The 15,240-nt window shown below is 70.1% G+C and carries 14 protein-coding genes; 6 read left to right on the top strand and 8 right to left on the bottom strand.

Translation table 11 applies throughout. The annotated features are described in order from the left end of the window. The first annotated feature begins 56 nt into the window (after nt 1-56). A complete protein-coding gene (locus AC5RVG_RS02035; protein ID WP_494012538.1) occupies nt 57-1,187 on the top strand; it encodes a hypothetical protein in 1,131 nt (376 codons plus the stop codon). A gap of 113 nt (nt 1,188-1,300) precedes the next feature. Here AC5RVG_RS02035 and AC5RVG_RS02030 read toward each other — a convergent pair whose 3' ends face one another. Continuing rightward, entirely contained in the window at nt 1,301-2,068 is a 768-nt protein-coding gene (locus AC5RVG_RS02030) for a PspA/IM30 family protein (RefSeq protein WP_494000247.1), read from the bottom strand. Between the two features lie 74 nt (nt 2,069-2,142). Then, nucleotides 2,143-4,203, bottom strand: coding sequence for a TPM domain-containing protein (locus AC5RVG_RS02025; protein ID WP_494012537.1), 2,061 nt, complete (start codon nt 4,201-4,203; stop codon nt 2,143-2,145). Nucleotides 4,204-4,543: 340 nt separating this feature from the next. On the opposite strand from AC5RVG_RS02025, the gene AC5RVG_RS02020 reads away from it, so the two are divergent. The 4 genes from AC5RVG_RS02020 (at nt 4,544) to AC5RVG_RS02005 (ending at nt 8,915) form a co-directional block, all read left to right on the top strand. After that, nucleotides 4,544-6,118: a S1C family serine protease gene (locus AC5RVG_RS02020; RefSeq protein WP_494012536.1), complete on the top strand. Its 1,575-nt coding sequence runs from the start codon at nt 4,544-4,546 to the stop codon at nt 6,116-6,118. Between the two features lie 254 nt (nt 6,119-6,372). Continuing rightward, nucleotides 6,373-7,188, top strand: a complete 816-nt coding sequence (locus tag AC5RVG_RS02015) for an electron transfer flavoprotein subunit beta/FixA family protein (RefSeq protein ID WP_494012535.1) — start codon at nt 6,373-6,375, stop codon at nt 7,186-7,188. A gap of 33 nt (nt 7,189-7,221) precedes the next feature. After that, nucleotides 7,222-8,166 carry an electron transfer flavoprotein subunit alpha/FixB family protein gene (locus AC5RVG_RS02010; RefSeq protein WP_494012534.1) on the top strand — a complete coding sequence of 315 codons (945 nt, stop codon included), beginning with the start codon at nt 7,222-7,224 and terminating at the stop codon, nt 8,164-8,166. A 5-nt stretch (nt 8,167-8,171) separates the two neighbouring features. Continuing rightward, a complete protein-coding gene (locus AC5RVG_RS02005) occupies nt 8,172-8,915 on the top strand; it encodes a PIG-L deacetylase family protein (protein WP_494012533.1) in 744 nt (247 codons plus the stop codon). Nucleotides 8,916-9,046: 131 nt separating this feature from the next. Here the strand turns inward: AC5RVG_RS02005 and AC5RVG_RS02000 are convergent, their stop codons facing one another. The 3 genes from AC5RVG_RS02000 to AC5RVG_RS01990 form a co-directional block, all read right to left on the bottom strand. Continuing rightward, a complete protein-coding gene (locus AC5RVG_RS02000) occupies nt 9,047-9,631 on the bottom strand; it encodes an anti-sigma factor (protein WP_494012532.1) in 585 nt (194 codons plus the stop codon). 73 nt (nt 9,632-9,704) lie between these two features. After that, nucleotides 9,705-10,172: a tRNA (cytidine(34)-2'-O)-methyltransferase gene (locus AC5RVG_RS01995; protein WP_494012531.1), complete on the bottom strand. Its 468-nt coding sequence runs from the start codon at nt 10,170-10,172 to the stop codon at nt 9,705-9,707. A gap of 87 nt (nt 10,173-10,259) precedes the next feature. Next, on the bottom strand, nt 10,260-11,186 hold the full coding sequence (locus AC5RVG_RS01990) for a J domain-containing protein (RefSeq protein WP_494012530.1): 927 nt from the start codon (nt 11,184-11,186) through the stop codon (nt 10,260-10,262). Between the two features lie 110 nt (nt 11,187-11,296). Here AC5RVG_RS01990 and AC5RVG_RS01985 point away from each other — a divergent pair, with 110 nt between their 5' ends. Beyond that, nucleotides 11,297-12,202: a diacylglycerol kinase family protein gene (locus AC5RVG_RS01985; RefSeq protein WP_494012529.1), complete on the top strand. Its 906-nt coding sequence runs from the start codon at nt 11,297-11,299 to the stop codon at nt 12,200-12,202. On the opposite strand, the gene AC5RVG_RS01980 is transcribed toward AC5RVG_RS01985, so the two are convergent. The 3 genes from AC5RVG_RS01980 to AC5RVG_RS01970 are packed head-to-tail and all read right to left on the bottom strand — an operon-like array spanning nt 12,124 to nt 15,130. Beyond that, nucleotides 12,124-12,942 carry a pyrimidine reductase family protein gene (locus tag AC5RVG_RS01980; protein ID WP_494012528.1) on the bottom strand — a complete coding sequence of 273 codons (819 nt, stop codon included), beginning with the start codon at nt 12,940-12,942 and terminating at the stop codon, nt 12,124-12,126. The two genes, AC5RVG_RS01985 and AC5RVG_RS01980, sit on opposite strands and share 79 nt — an antisense overlap. Continuing rightward, a complete protein-coding gene (folP, locus tag AC5RVG_RS01975; protein WP_494012527.1) occupies nt 12,939-13,883 on the bottom strand; it encodes a dihydropteroate synthase in 945 nt (314 codons plus the stop codon). The genes AC5RVG_RS01980 and folP overlap by 4 nt, the downstream gene beginning before the upstream one ends. Next, on the bottom strand, nt 13,880-15,130 hold the full coding sequence (locus tag AC5RVG_RS01970) for an NAD(P)/FAD-dependent oxidoreductase (RefSeq protein WP_494012526.1): 1,251 nt from the start codon (nt 15,128-15,130) through the stop codon (nt 13,880-13,882). The genes folP and AC5RVG_RS01970 overlap by 4 nt, the downstream gene beginning before the upstream one ends. Nucleotides 15,131-15,240 lie beyond the last annotated feature (110 nt).

The following is a 15,240-nucleotide window of genomic DNA, read 5'->3' as shown; positions in this document are numbered from 1 at the left end:
TTCACCCGTCCCCGATTTTCCCTCGGAAAGATCGTTGTTGTCCCATGCTGGAATCAGTGAGCAGCTACGCCCTGGCCGCCGGAGTGGCAGCCCTGTTCAACCCCTGCAGCCTGCTCCTGTTGCCGGCGTGGCTCCTAATGGTCGCCGGCAGCAGCTGGCACAGCACGGCCGCTGACGCCGTGCGCCGGTCCGCCGTGACGGCTCTTGTCTTGACCGGCGGCTACACGACGTCGTTCTCGTTGGCGCTCCTGGCGGCAGGTAATCCGGCGACCCATGCCGGGGCCCTGGCCTACATTTCGGCCGGGACCGGGATGTTGTTGGTCCTGCTCGCGTCCTTCCTGGTGGCCGGCGGGCGGGTCCGGCTGTTGCAGGCAGCGGCGGCGGGAGGCGGATCGTTCGCCCGGCTCAGCGCGATGGCTGTTGCCGGTGCGGTGATCGGGCTGGCCTCGCTCGCGCCACAGTTGCCGGAGTTGCTGGCCCGGGCCGGGGAGCAGGGCGGCCCGGAAGCCCCTGTCGCCGGCGTGGCCGCCTACGTCCTGGGCCTGCTCGCCGGTTTCGGCCTGCTGTGCGCCGCAGCGTCCTCGGTCGGGGCCGCTGCCGGCCGGCGATGGCCCGAAGCCTGGCCGGTGCTGGAAAGAGCCCAGGGCTACCTGCTGCTGCTCGCCGGGCTGGGCACCGCCTACTACGCCTTCTTTGCTGTCCGGAATGCCGCGGGGCACCAGGTCGAGGACCGGCTGATCGATGCCGCGCACGGGGTCCACGGGTTGCTTACCGATGTGCTGTACGCCGTCCCCGCCTGGTTGGTTCCAACTGCCTACCTTGCATTGATCGGCTGGCTCCTGCTGCGCAGGCGGCGTCCCGGGCCCCCGGAACCTGACTCCGGGCACGACCGGGCCGCCACCCCTGCTCCGGCCGCGGCGCCCGCCACCCCTGCTCCGGCCGCGGCGCCCGCCGCACAGCCGGCTCCGGCGGCGTCCCGGGCGGGCTCCCGCCGTCGTCCGTCGCCAGAGCAGGACGGGGGAGTGGCTTCGGCGGCGCGGGGGCGGGGCGCCGGCGTGTCGGACGCAGTCGAGCACCGTCCCCGGCACTACAACCCCAAGGCCCTTCGCCGCGCGCGGATCCGCGCCTCCGGACCCGCCCGTTTCACCGGCCGCAGCCTTCTCCGGGCCGTGAAGCCGCGCCGTTAACGCGATCGCACCGCCCCTGGAAGGAAGGACCCGGTTGGACAGGAATGGCTCCGGGCCACACCGGAAGGTGCGGCACGGAGCCATTCATGCCGGGGCGGCCGGAGGGCTGGTGCTCAGTAGCTCTCTGAGGTAGCTTCCTTGCCGGCCTCCAGCGACGACGGGGCGGGGCCGGTCCCGGATTTAAGGGCTGCCAACCGCGCCTCAACCTCCGTCTGCTCGCCGAGGTCTTCCAGGCTCTCGAACTGGGCATCCAGGCTGGAAGCGGCCAGCTCGGCCTGGCCGCGTACCTTTGCTTCCTCGCGGCGGATCTTCTCCTCGAAGCGGCCAACTTCGCTGGTCGGGTCGAGAATGTCGATGCTCTTGATGGCGTCGTGGACCTGCGACTGGGCCTGCGCGGTCTTGGCGCGCGCGATCAGCTCGTCGCGCTTGTTCTGCAGCTCATTGAGCTTGGACTTCATCTGGTTGAGTCCCTGCTTGAGCTTTTCCACGATTTCGGTCTGCGAGGAGATCGTGGGCTCGGCGCCCTTGGCTTCGTTCTCCGAGGAGATCTGGCGCTGGATTGCCACCTTCGCGAGGTTGTCGAACTTCTCGGCGTCGGCGGCGTGGCCCGAGGTGCGGTACTCATCGGCCTTTCGGCTGGCGGCCAAGGCCTTGGCACCCCAGCTGCGGGCGTTCTCGAGGTCTTCGTTGTAGTCGTCCTGCAGCATGCGCAGGTTGCCGATGGTCTGCGCAACGGCGCTTTCGGCTTCGGCAATGTTGTTCGTGTAGTCGCGGACCATCTGGTCCAGCATCTTCTGCGGATCCTCCGCCTGGTCGAGCAGCGCGTTGATGTTTGCCTTGGCCAACTGTGCCATGCGGCCGAAAATTGAGTGCTTTACCACGGTGATGCCTTTCGATCGGGATTACTCGAACTTTGCCTTCCAAGCAGCCAGGACGGCTGCCCGGTCTGTCTGGTCTAGAAACCGCCGCCGGCTCCGCCGCCGTCGCCGAAGCCACCGAAGCCGTCGCCGCCGCCGCCGAAACCGCCGAAGCCGCCGCCGCCGAAAACGTCACCGCCTCCCCCGCCACCGAAGATCCCGCCGCCGCCGTGCGAGCCGTGTCCGCCGTGCAGGATGGAATCGATGAGGATGCCGCCGAGGATTGCCCCGCCCAGGCCGCCGCCCCGACCGCCGAACATTCCGCCGCCGCCGAAGCCGCCCATGCCGCCGCCGAAACCGTCCACATCCTCCTGGGCCATCTGGCTGGCCTGCTGCGCCAGGGCATTGGCTTGGCGGGCGTAGTTGAGCGCCTGCTCCGGATCCGAGTCGGCGATGGCCAGCGCATGGTCGAGATTCCGTTCCGCCTCCGCCAGCCGGGTGCGTGCCTCGCTGCGAACGCCGCCGCGCCGCGCCTGGATGTAATCCGAGGTGCCGGAGATCTGGGCCTGCGCGGACATGATGGCGTGCTGCAGGGCCTCGCGGGCACGCCGGTTGCGGTCCTGGGCGTCCCGGATCCCGGAGAGCGAGGCATCCAAGGGCTCCATGGCTGCCTCCAGCCGCTGCACCATCATGATCGGATCGATGCGTCCCCCGGCGGCCTCCTGCCGGACGGCGGACACGGCCGCTTCCAGCCCGGCCAAGGGGCCGGCAAGCTCGGGGTGCTGCCCGGAGGCGATGATGGCCCTGGCCTGGGCGATGTCCTGGGTCGCGTCGGCGATGCTGCGTTCCATGCTCTGCCGGGCGTCCTCGAGGTCCTTGGCCGTCTTGGCGATGGCCTCCAACAGGATGTTGGCCTGGTGCAGGCTCTCCTCGGCCGCGCGCACGGCGATCACGGCGGCGCTGCGGTCTCCTTCGTCGAGCTTGTCCTGCGCGGTGCCGGCCGCGTTCTCGACGAAATCCAGCCGTTCCCCGGCCTGGCCGATGTTGTCGGCGACCTGTTGCAGCGCGCTGTCGGCAAAGCGCGCGCGAAGCTGTTCCAGCCGGGCCGTGCCGTCATCCAGCCTGCCGCGGGTTTCCCGGGCGGCGGCCCGAGCCTGCTCAAGCGCCTGCGGTGCGGTTTTCTCCAGCTCCCGCAGCGCGTCGAAGTCCTCTTTGTGTGCCTGGAGGGAATCGTTGACTGCCTCACAGCGGCGGATGATGTCGCCCAGCCAGGCGCGCTGCTCTTCTTCGGTGTCCGGAATATGGTCATCGAGCTGCTGCTGCAGTTTGAAAGACTCCATCATGTGGGACTTGGCCGCGGTGATGTCCTGGCGGAACGGCTGCACGGCTTCGTCCCCGTACTGGGCCATGGCGAAGCCCAGCTCCTGCTCGCTCGATTTGATCGCGTCGTCGGCGGCCACCAGCAGGCTGCCGGCCTTCTTGCGAAGGTCCTCCACGGACATGGCGTCATGCGGATCCAGCGGCCGCCCGTCGGGGCCGGTCTGCAGCTGAGGCTGCGGGCGCTGGTTCTTGTTCCGCTTGGATCGGGCATACAGCAGTGCCGCGCCGCCGCCCACCACCACGACGCCGCCAATGAGCAGCACCGGGCCCAGCGAGCCGCCACCGGATCCGACGGAACCGTCACCGCCGGTGGCGGCGTCCTCGACCGCCGCCACGGCGGTCAGCGCGGCCCCTGCCCAGTCCGCTTCGCCGAGGGCAGGCCGGATGGATTGCGCGATGTTCTGGTCCCGGGAGACGACGGGGTTGCCCTCGGCCGACTGGAACAGGTATTCGCGGCCGTCGACGGCAACGGCCAGCAAGCTGTCGACGGAGCCCAGCGAGTTGAGCTCGGCCATCTCCAGCACCCACTGCTTGCGGTCGGCCGGTTCGGTGAATTCATCCACGAAGACGATGTAGACGTTCAGGCCTTCGGACTGCTGCAGCTCGCGTACCGCGTCCTCGACCTCGGCCGTCCGGGCACCGAGCACACCGGCCTGGTCCACCACGAACTCGCCCGGCGGAATGTCGACCGGCGGCACCGCGTGCGCCAGCGCTGCGGGCGCGAGAAAGACTGCCGTCAGGCCGGCTACGGCCGCCAGACGCCTGAACGGTGAGCGCATAAAGGTCCCTTCAGCAGCAGCTGGGGCCGTGGCGCCCCGGCTCATCGGCGTGGTCCTGGCCCCGGCCGGGGCGGATCCACCCACTCGTGATTCTATGGTCCTGCGTTTGGCACCGTCCACCACAGCCCTCCGCCCGCGGCGAACACCCGAGCAGCTCCTCCGCCGCACGTGGAGGACTGCGATACATCGTTTGACCCCGCAGGCGTGCGTGCGGAGGCGTCCGGCGGGGCCGCGCCCCGCCGCCGGCATACGGCTGGTTTCCAGATTCCTTACAGGAAACGTGCGACGTTATCCCAGCGAAGCCGTGCATAGTGGAATGCAGACCAAGAAAGGACCTGCCATGAGCGAGAACAACCAGGAGCCGCAGCAGCGGCCCGCCCGGCCGATGCCACCGTTGCCGCAGAATCCGCCGGCCTTCCGTGCCGGGGAGCAGCCGGCGGCAGCCGACGAGACCCAGCGGTTCCGTCGCCCGGCATCGGAAGCTGCGCGGCAGGTTTCGGCGCAAGACCAGGCCCGGCAGGAGCCCCAACACCACACCCCGCAGCAGCCTCAGTACGGCCAGCACGCCCCGGGCACGTTTGGCCAGTATGCCGTGCCGTCCTACGGCCCGGAGAACGCGGGCAGTCCAGGCGGCTACGGGGGACAGGGCCACACCCCCGGATACGGGAGCGGCAGCCACGGGCAGGGGAACGGCTACGGAAACCCGGCAGGCGGGCAGCGTGCCGGGGCGGGCGCCAGGAAACGCTTTGGCACCGGGACGCTGATCGCCGGCATGTTGCTGGCAGGCCTGGCCGGCGGTGGAGTCGCCGTGGGTTCGCAGGCGCTGGCGGACGGCTCGGCGGGCACCTCCATCACCGGCAGCGGTCCGGAGCAGCTGATCGTGAACAACACGGACTCGGTCAACGAGATCACCGCCGCGGCGGCCAAGGCCTCGCCGAGCGTGGTGACGATCTCGGTGGCCAGCGGCAACACCGGGGGATCAGGATCGGGCATCATCCTGGACACGGAGGGGCATATCCTCACCAACGCGCACGTGGTGACGCTGGGTGGCCAGACGGCTAATCCCGACGTCGAGGTGCGCACCAGCGACGGCGGCGTGCACAAGGCCAAGGTGGTCGGCACCGATCCCTTGTCGGACCTGGCCGTGATCAAGATCAATGCCAAGGGCCTCACGCCCGCGACGTTTGCCGACTCCGACAAGCTCAACGTCGGCGACACCACCATTGCCATCGGAGCGCCGCTGGGCCTGGCGGGCACCGTCACCGACGGCATCGTGTCCACCTTGAGCCGCACCATCAGCGTCTCGTCCTCCGCCGTGCCGGAGAATTCAGGCGACAGTGCCCAGCCGGGCCCGGGCGACCAGTGGAACTTCCAGTTCCCCGGCGAGGAACGGTCCTCGAACCAGGGCAGCATTTTCCTGAACGTCATCCAGACCGACGCGGCGATCAACCATGGCAACTCGGGCGGTCCGCTCGTGAACACCAACGGAGAGGTCATCGGCGTCAACGTGGCCATCGCTTCCTCGGGCGAAGACAGCGGCAGCATCGGCGTGGGCTTTTCCATCCCCAGCAACTACGCGCAGCGGATCGCCCAGGACCTGATCGAAGACGGGACGGCGAGCCACGGCCAACTCGGTGTGACGGTGACGGCCAAGCCCTCCGGCAACTCCTCCGGCAACACCCAGTTCTCGGTGGGGGCGGCCGTCGTGGAGGTGGTTGAGGGATCGCCCGCCAAGGAGGCCGGCCTGCAAAAGGGCGACGTCATCACCCGGGTGGAAAACCGCGTCATTGACGACAGCCAGTCCTTGACCGCGGCCATCCGCGAACACGCCGCCGGCAGCACCGTGCAGGTCACCTACCTCCGTGGCGGCGAAGAACGCACCGTCGACGTGACCCTGGGCGAAGGCCAGGCCTGACCGCACGTCCCCGGTGAGGCACCGGCCCTCACCGGGGCGGCGCACAACGGCAGCCCCGCAGGTGTTTACCGCCGCGGGGTTTGCCGTGGCGCAGGCGGCGGCCCCGCAGGTGTTTACCGCCGCGGGGTTTGCCGTGGCGCAGGCGGCGGCCCCGCAGGTGTTTACCGCCGCGGCGATGCCGGTAAGGTTAGGGTGTTTGCAGCGGCCCGCAACACCCGCGCGGGCCGTGGACGGCGGAAGGAAGTTCAGCGAGGATGCAAAAAGCAGCAGGCACAGCCTTGAACATCGTGGTGCTGGTCAAGCACGTACCGGACGCACAGTTCGACCGGCACCTGACCGGCGATCCGGCAACGGTGGACCGCTCGGAGAGCATCCTGTCCGAACTGGACGAATACGCCATTGAAGCCGCCCTGCAGCTGGCGGAGGAGCGCGGCGGCCCGAAGGCCGGCAACCGGGTCATCGCACTGAGCATGGGCCCGGCAGCAGCGGCCACCGCCGTGAAGAAGGCGCTCCAGATCGGCGCCACCGAAGGCATGCACGTAAACGATGATGCCCTGGCCGGCTCGGACGCCGCCGGGACGTCGCTGGTGCTGGCGGCCGCCGTCCGCAGCCTCGGCGACATCGACCTGGTGCTCACCGGGATGGCATCCACCGACGGCGAAACCTCGCTGGTTCCGGCGCAGCTGGCCGAGCGCCTGGGCCTGCCGCAGCTGACCTTCGCCGCCAGCCTGGAGGTCGACGGGACCACCGTGCGCGCCCGTCGGGACGGCGATACCCACGCCGACAGCCTGGAAGCGGAACTCCCCGCGGTGGTATCGGTCACCGACCAGATTAACGAACCGCGTTACCCGAACTTCAAGGGCATCATCGCCGCCAAGAAAAAGCCCGTGGCCACCGTGTCGCTGGCGGATTTGGGCATCGAACCCGGCGCGGTCGGCACGGCGGGTGCCTGGACCGCCGTCGTCAAGGCAGAAGCGCGGCCGCCGCGGTCGCAGGGCACCATCATCACCGATGAGGGCGACGCCGGGATCCGCCTGGTGGACTTCCTGGCCGCCCAGAACCTGCTCTAGTCCGCCACGGAAACCGCGAAGGATATCGGCACCATGACTACTGTTCTTGTCTTCATCGACCGTCCCGGTCACGCCCTGCACAAGATCCACCGGGAACTGCTCACGCTCGCCCGCAGCATAGGAGAACCGGTGGCAGCATTCAACGGCGATCTCACCGACGCCCTGCGGACCGAGCTCGGGGAGTACGGCGTGGGCACCGTCTACCTGCCGGCCGCGGACGTGGACGGCGCCCTGGTGGCCCCGAAGGCCGCCTTCCTGGCGGCGGCCGTGCGCCAGGCCCCTCCGGCCGCGGTGCTGCTGGACAACACGTTCGAAGGCAAGGAGATCGCCGCACGGGCCGGCATCAAGCTGTCATCCGGGGTCATCACCGACGCCATCGACGTCTCGGCGGACCTGACGGTCACCAAGAGCGTGCTGGCCGGCGCCTATACCGTGCAGGCCAACGTCACCGAAGGCACGCCGGTCATCACCGTGAAGGCCAATGTTGTGGCCGAGGCGCCGGCGGCCCAGGCCGCGGCGCCCCAGGTCGTGACGGTCGACGCGGGGGACTTCGGCCCCGCCGCCCGCATCACCGAACGCACCGAGAAGACCGCCACCGGCCGTCCTGACCTGACCGAGGCACGCGTCGTCGTGGCCGGGGGCCGCGGCACCGGCGGCGATTTCGCGCCGATCGAAGACCTGGCCGACGCGCTCGGCGGGGCGGTGGGTGCCTCCCGGGCCGCCACCGATGCCGGCTGGATCGAGCACTCGGCGCAGGTCGGCCAGACCGGCAAGACCGTCTCGCCCCAGCTCTACATTTCCGCGGGCATCTCCGGGGCCATCCAGCAGAAGGCCGGCATGCAGACCGCCAAGGTGATTGTTGCGGTCAACAACGACGCCGACTCGCCGGTCTTCGAGATCGCCGACTTCGGCATCGTGGGCGACCTGGCCACCGTCTTGCCGCAGGCCGCCGCCGAGATCCGCCGGCGGAAGGGCTAGCGGCGGTGACGGTTGAGGAATTCCAGCCGGCACGCGTCCTGGTCTTTGCCGCGCACCCCGACGACCTGGACTTCGGGGCCGCCGGCACCATTGCCCGCTGGACCGCGGCGGGCGTTGAAGTCAGCTACTGCATCATGACCGACGGCGACGCCGGCGGCTTTGACGACGCCCAGCGCGCCGGCATCGTCGAACTGCGGGCGGCCGAGCAGGCCAAGGCCGCGGCGCTGGCCGGCGTCACCGACCTGCATTTCCTGCATCAGCCCGACGGCTACCTGGAGCCCACCCACGAGGTGATCCGCCAGGTGGTGGAGCTGATGCGCCGCATCCGGCCCGACATCGTGCTGTCCATGCACCCGGAGCGTGCCTGGGACCGCATTCAAAAGAGCCACCCGGACCATCTGGCCTGCGGAGAAATCGTCACCCGCGCGATCTACCCGGCCGTGGAAAACCCGTACGCCTATCCCGAACTGCTCGAGGCAGGGCTGGCCGCCTACAAGGTGCCGTTCCTGTGGTTCTACGGCGGGCCGCGGGAACGCGAGAACCACTACGTGGACATCACCGACCACGTCGACACGAAGCTGGCTGCCATCCGGATCCACGCGAGCCAACACCCGGACCTGGCCGCCATGGACGCCCGCGTACGCCAGAACCTGGCGGAGAACGCCATGCGCGGCGGCCTGCCCGGACGCAGCGCCGAAGCCTTCCACGTGGTGGGGATCAATACCCCGGAAACCATCGCCGGATTCTGACGCAGGCCGCCCGCCGGCCGATCTGCCGCTCACGCCGGCACGGTGGGAGACCTGCGCCCCCACGGCGTGACGGTGGCCGGCCGCGCCGGGTGCCTGCGCCCGTGCCTCGGCAGGTGGCCGGCGGCGCCGGGCTACGGCGTGGCGAGCGGAATGACGACGGCGAACGGCAGGCGGGGGGATTCCGCTCCGCCGGGTGCCTCGATGGAGACGGCCAGTTCGCGGCTGGTGGAGATGCCGTCGATTACCACCGGCTTGCCCGAGGTGATGTCGGCGGCGTCGATGGTGCCGGCCGATACCGGCGCCGAACCGTCCACCGGAAGCCGCCAGACCTGGTACGTGCGCCCCTCGGACGCCTGGACGCCGTGGAACGTCAGGACGGCGGCGTTCTCGCGGAGCGACACCGAGGCATCCACGGTGCCGCCTCCCTCCAGTTCCTGCTGGCTGGCGACGACGTCCGCGGCAGCCGTGACGTCCTGGTCCGAGGTTCCGCCCACGGTTTTCGCTACGGCGATGGCCCCCACCACCACGACGACGGCGGCCAGGGCAAGCAGCAGCCACTTCGTGACGGCCGGCATCGGCCGCCGCTCGGCGTCTTCCGATCCGCCGGTGAGCTGGTCGGCGTGCAGCACGGAGGCATCGTCATCCGGTGCGTAGTCGTTGTCCCCGGGGGAGTTACCGGGGCTGGCCAGGCGATCAGATGGCTGGGGCGTATCCATAGGATTCAAGTCTATCCGTCCCCGCCGAAGGCAGGGTCCAGCCCGACACGCCGCCGCACCGCACAGCGTGGCGCTACAGTTTGGCCCCGGCAAAACCGTGCTGCCGCCACGCCTCATAGACGGCGATGGAGGCCGCGTTGGCCAGGTTCAGCGACCGCAGCGACGGAAGCATGGGCAGGCGCAGCCGCGCCGTGACGTGCGGATCCTGTTTGACCGATGCCGGCAGACCGACCGACTCCGGCCCGAACATCAGCACGTCGCCGGGAGCGTAGGCGACGTCCGTGTAGGAGCGCTCCCCGTCGGACGCAAAAGCGAAGACCCGTTCCGGCTGCAGGGCGTCCCACGCAGCCTCCAGATCCGCGTGGACCCGGACCACGGCAAGATCGTGGTAGTCCAGCCCGGCGCGGCGCAGCTTGGAGTCTTCGAAGGTGAAGCCCAGCGGCTCGACCAGGTGCAGTTCGGCTCCGGTGACCGCGGCCAGCCGGATGGCGTTGCCGGTATTGCCGGGGATTTCGGGGGCGTAGAAGAGGATGCGGAACACGGATTACATCCTAAGCGCGCCTCAGCCGCGGCCCGGCATCCGGGCTGGCGGGCGGAGCAGCACCCGGGCGGGCGGGGAAGCACGCCGTCAGGCGTGCATGCCGCCCAGCAACTTGGCGAGCGAGGGGACGTGCACGGTGTTTGGCGCCGGGCCGGAGGACAGGAACTGTTTGAGCTCGCGCACCAGCCGCGCCGCGTTGACCACGTGCACCGGGACGATCCCGTCCGGGTCGTAGCCGCGCGTGTAATCGATCACCGGTTCGTGGAGGTTCCCGTCGGCGGAGTGGATCACCGTCCAACCGGTGACATTGAGCTCCGGAAACAGTTCCTGCATCCTGCGCACGGCCGGTGCCAGCCTCGGCGGTTCCACGATCCGTCCGTCCTTGTGCAGGGTGCGGCCGTCCCAGCGGAAATTCCCCCGCGGCAGCAGCATCGAATCAATCAGTGCCAGCCGGTAGCCTGCCAACAGCGCGTGGTCGATGAAGCCGTTGTCCGCCGGCGAGTGCAGGCCGTTGACCAGCCGTGCGGACGGGATGGCCGGCAGGATCTGCCGGCTGATCAGCTGCGCCGTCAGCGCCTCGCGCCGCAGCCGGGCCCCGGCGCCGAAGATGCCACGCTTCCGCGGCGCCCCATGGATGTGTTGGCGGGCGATGTTCTCCGGCAATGCGGGGGACCCGTCCGGGGAGCCGTAGGCGGGAACATAGACGGGGGAGTCCGACGCCGACGGGCCGCGTTGTCCGGGCGCAGAGTGGCGGGGTCCGGGCCCGGCCGCGAAGGTTCCGGTGCTGTCCGTCGGGGCGCCCCGGCCGGCGGCACCGTAGGAACGGTCGTAGCGGGACCTGGCCTGCGGGTTGCTGAGGACCTCGTAGGCCTGGCTGACGCGGCGGAACTCGGCGGCATCCCCGCCATGGTCCGGGTGCGTGGCACGGGCGGCCCGGCGGTACGCGGCCTTGATCTGGTGCGCCGTGGCATTAACCGGCAACCCCAGGACGTCGTAGTGGGATAGGGGAATCACCGGCCGCCTCTCTGTCGGGTCTCGGGAGTCCTGCGCGAAGCCAAGTGTAACCGCCGGCCGTTTGTGTCGTACCGCAGCCGCGGGCCGCCGCGATGCCACAATGATCTGCTGTGACCTCGCTGCCGTCCTCCGCGCCGATCGCCGTCGCCGTCAACCCCCGCGCGTCCTTCGGAACGGCCGCCGGTGCCGGAGCGGAGGTCATGGCCGAGTTGGCCCGGCGTGGCCGCCCCGCCGTCGAGCTGCGGGCGGAAACGGGGGCCGCGCTCGCCGACCTGGTCGCCGGCGCGCTGCGCCGCGGGGTCTCCGCCCTCCTGGTGGTGGGCGGTGACGGAATGGTTCACTTAGCAGTCAACGCGCTGGCGGGCACACAGGTTCCGCTGGGCATCGTGCCGGCGGGCACCGGGAACGACTTTGGCCGGCTGTTCGGCCTGCCCGCCGGGCCGGCCGCCGCCGTCGGGCATTTCCTGCATGCCTTGGAGCAGCCGCGCAGGGTGGATCTGGGCCGGGTGACGCATCCGGACGGGTCCACGGCCTGGTTCGCCGGGGTGCTCTCGGCCGGCTTCGATGCGGCCGTCAACGACCGTGCCAACCGCTGGAGGTTCCCCCGCGGTCGGCTGCGCTATCCGCTGGCCATGCTGCGCGAACTCGCTTCCTTCCGGCCCATCCGCTACAGCCTCGTCGTGGACGGCGTGCCGCGGGAGGTCGACGCGATGCTCGTCGCCGTGGCCAACGGCCGATCCTTTGGCGGCGGGATGCGCATTGTGCCGGGGGCGGCGTACGACGACGGTTTGCTGGATCTGTTCATCGTCTCGCCACTGTCCCGTCCGGCCTTCGTCGGCATCTTTCCGCGCGTCTACGCCGGCCGGCACCTCGGCCATCCGGCCGTCCGCATCGAGCGGGTCAGGACGGTCCGGTTGGAGGCCGCCGGCGTCACCGCTTACGCCGACGGTGAGCGGGTGGGGAGGCTGCCGGTGTCCGTGGACGTGGTCCCCGGTGCGCTGTCCGCGGCGGTGTAACGCAACAGCAGCATCGACCCGGACTCGAGCACCTGCCGCAGTTGAAGCCGCTGCAGCGACTCGCGCGCGCCGGGAACATGGTCCGATATCCGCTTGGCGGCCCCGCCGGCCAACACCGGGCTGATCGTCAGGCACAACTCGTCCACCAGCCCCGCCGCCTGGAAGCTGCCGAAGAGAAGCGGCCCGCCCTCGCTGTGGATTTGCTGGTAGCCGCGGGCGGCCAGCGCCTTCACCACCCGCGCCGGTTCCACCCTGGTGGTGCCGGCGTCGAGCACGTCGGCCACCGGTTCCAGCGCCCGGCGCCGGGTCGCGGGCGACGCGGCGCTGGTCAGCACGATCGGCCGCACGGGCGCGGCGGTGAAGAATGCGCTGCCCGGGTCAAGGTCCAGCGACGCCGAGACCACGGCGACAGGCGGATGCGCACTCATGCCGCGGGCCAGGCGCCACGCCTGGGACTCCGCCGAGAGCAGCTCGCCGCCGTAGCCTTCGGCCCGGATCGTTCCGGCACCGACCACCAGGACATCGGCCAGCCTGCGTAACAGCAGGAACACCCGCTGGTCCACCTCGTCGCCCAAGGTTCCGGAGCGGCCGGCATAGGTCGAGGCGCCGTCCAGGCTGGCCACGAAATTGAAGCGGACCCACGGGCCGGAGCGGGGGAGATCGCCGTACCAGGCCAGCAGCTGCTGGTCGGTGGCCTGCTCCGGCCCAGGCGGCAGGAGGCGCCGGATCGGGCGTGTCACGGCGCCGCCGGTTCGTTGACGTCGCCCATGTTGTGCCTCAGGCAGGACGGTTCCCGCCAGCCCATCACGGCCTCGGTCATGCGGATGGCCGAGTTGGCTTCCGCGACGTTGTGCATGCGCAGGATCCGCGCCCCGTTCATGATGCACATCACCGCGGCGGCCAGCGAGCCGGAGAGCCGTTCCTGCTTGCGCTGCGCCAGCGTCTCGCCGATGAAGTCCTTGTTGGACACCGCCGCCAGCGCCGGGTAGCCGAGGGACGCGATTTCGGCAAAGCGCCGGGTGATTTCCAACGAATGCAGCGTGTTCTTGTTCAGGTCGTGGCCCGGGTCGACGATGATTTTCCCGGCCGGGATGCCCAGGTCCAGGGCCAGCTGCACCTTTCGTCGCAGGAACCCGGCGACGTCGTCGACCACGTCGTCGTAACGGGGGCGGGGAAACACGGTGCGTGGGGCGGCGAGCGAGTGCGTGATGACCAGATGCGCCCCGCCTTCCGCCACGACCGCCGCCAGCTCCGGGTGGTGCAATCCGGTGGTGTCGTTGATGACGTTGGCTCCGGCGCGGATGCTCGCTTCGGCCACCTCGGGCAGGAAGGTGTCGGCGGAGATGATGGCGTCCGAATCGGCCCGCACGGCCTCGATGACCGGGACAATCCGCTCGGCTTCCTCGCGCGCGGACAATGCCGGGCCCGGTGCGAACGGCACGCCGCCGATGTCCACCCAGTCCGCGCCCGCGGCCACCGCCGCCAGGGCGGCGTCGATGGCGGCCCGCCGGGTGAAGGTGCGGCCGGTGTCGTAGAAAGAGTCGGGGGTGCGATTGACGATGGCCATCAGCGCCACCTGGCGGCGGAAGTCGATCCGTCGGACACCGAAGTCATGCACCGGGTGGTACAGCTCGGGCAGGAAGGCGCTGGACGGCGACCGCGTCGTCAGTGGCTGGCTCACAGGCTGGTCAGCTCCTTGTCGGGATTGGACAGGTCCGCGGCATCGACGCTGCGGCCGGAACGGATCAGGTCCTGGATGGGCTCCTGGACGTCCCAGATATTTACATTCATACCAGCCACCACCTTGCCCTCACGCAGCCAGAACGCGATGAACTCCAATGAGTCCAGGTCCTGGTAGTTGCCCCGGAACACCGGCTCGCCCCGCGCCGACCAGGGGAAATAGCCGGAGTACTCCATGCCGATCCCGAACTGGTCGGTGTAGAAGTACGGGATGTCGTCGTTGGACGCGTCCTGGCCCAGCATGGCGGCAGCGGCGGTCTTCCCTTGGGCCAGGGCGTTCGCCCAGTGCTCGCTGCGCAGCGGGCCGCCGTAACCGGGATGGTAGGCATGGGCAACGTCGCCGGCAGCGTAGACATGCTCGGCGGAGGTGCGCAGGGTCTGGTCGGTGTCAATGCCGCTGGACACGGCCAGCCCCGCAGCTTCGGCCAAGGCGGTGTTCGGGACGGCGCCGATGGCCACCAGGACCAGGTCGGCGGGCAGGCGCTCGCCGTTGTCCAGGACAATGCCGGCGACCCTGCCCTCCCCGCCGTTGCCGTCCTCGCGGAAAATTTCCACCGGCCAGCGACGGGTGCGCAGCAGGACGCCCTCGCGGCGGTGGGTATCGGCGAAGATGCTGCCGATGGCGTCGCCCAGGGCGGGGGCGAGCGGGATGTCGCCGCGGCCCAGGACCGTGACCTCGTTGCCGAGCTGGCGCGCCGTGGCCGCAACCTCCATGCCGACCCAGCCCATGCCGATCACGACCAGCCGCTGGTCCCCGGAAGCCAGCACCGCGTGCAGTGCCCGGCTGTCCGCCAGCGTGCGCAGGTAGTGCACGCCGCCCAGCCCGGCGCCGGGCAGTTCCAGCCTGCGCGGCGATGCCCCGGTGGCCAGCAACAGCTGCGAGTACTCCAGGGTGCCCGCATCGGCGAGCGAGACAGTACGCGCAGCGGGATCGAAGGCTTCCACCGTGGTGCCGCGCAACAGTTGGACGCCGTGCTCCGCATACCAGTCGGGCTGCTGCACGAGCCCCGACTGTTCATCCTCCCGGCCCGCCAGAAAGCCCTTGGACAGCGGCGGACGAAGATAAGGGGGCTGGTCCTCGGCGCCGGCCAGCACAATCTCGTCGCTGAAGCCGCCGCTGCGCAGCTCCCTGGCCGCTGTCGCACCGGCCAGGCCGGCCCCGGCGATGACGATCGGTTTCCCAGCCATGGCAGCGCTCCTTCATGTGCCGGCGGGCACGCGGCGAGTCCGCCCCCTGGCCGCCGATCTGATGGAAGCACCGGCAGCTGCCTGTCGGGGCAGGGCCAGATGTTCTAAAA

Source organism: Arthrobacter senegalensis (assembly GCF_059091765.1).
The sequence above is the reverse complement of the archived record's forward strand: the minus strand, read 5'-3'. Positions and strand labels throughout refer to the sequence as shown.

Excerpts from the sequence above, each read along its gene's own strand:
- AC5RVG_RS02000 (WP_494012532.1), bottom strand. The coding sequence starts at position 9,631 with ATGGATACGCCCCAGCCATCTGATCGCCTGGCCAGCCCCGGTAACTCC.
- AC5RVG_RS02010 (WP_494012534.1), top strand. The coding sequence starts at position 7,222 with ATGACTACTGTTCTTGTCTTCATCGACCGTCCCGGTCACGCCCTGCAC.
- AC5RVG_RS02025 (WP_494012537.1), bottom strand. The coding sequence starts at position 4,203 with ATGCGCTCACCGTTCAGGCGTCTGGCGGCCGTAGCCGGCCTGACGGCA.
- AC5RVG_RS02015 (WP_494012535.1), top strand. The coding sequence starts at position 6,373 with ATGCAAAAAGCAGCAGGCACAGCCTTGAACATCGTGGTGCTGGTCAAG.
- AC5RVG_RS02020 (WP_494012536.1), top strand. The coding sequence starts at position 4,544 with ATGAGCGAGAACAACCAGGAGCCGCAGCAGCGGCCCGCCCGGCCGATG.
- AC5RVG_RS01970 (WP_494012526.1), bottom strand. The coding sequence starts at position 15,130 with ATGGCTGGGAAACCGATCGTCATCGCCGGGGCCGGCCTGGCCGGTGCG.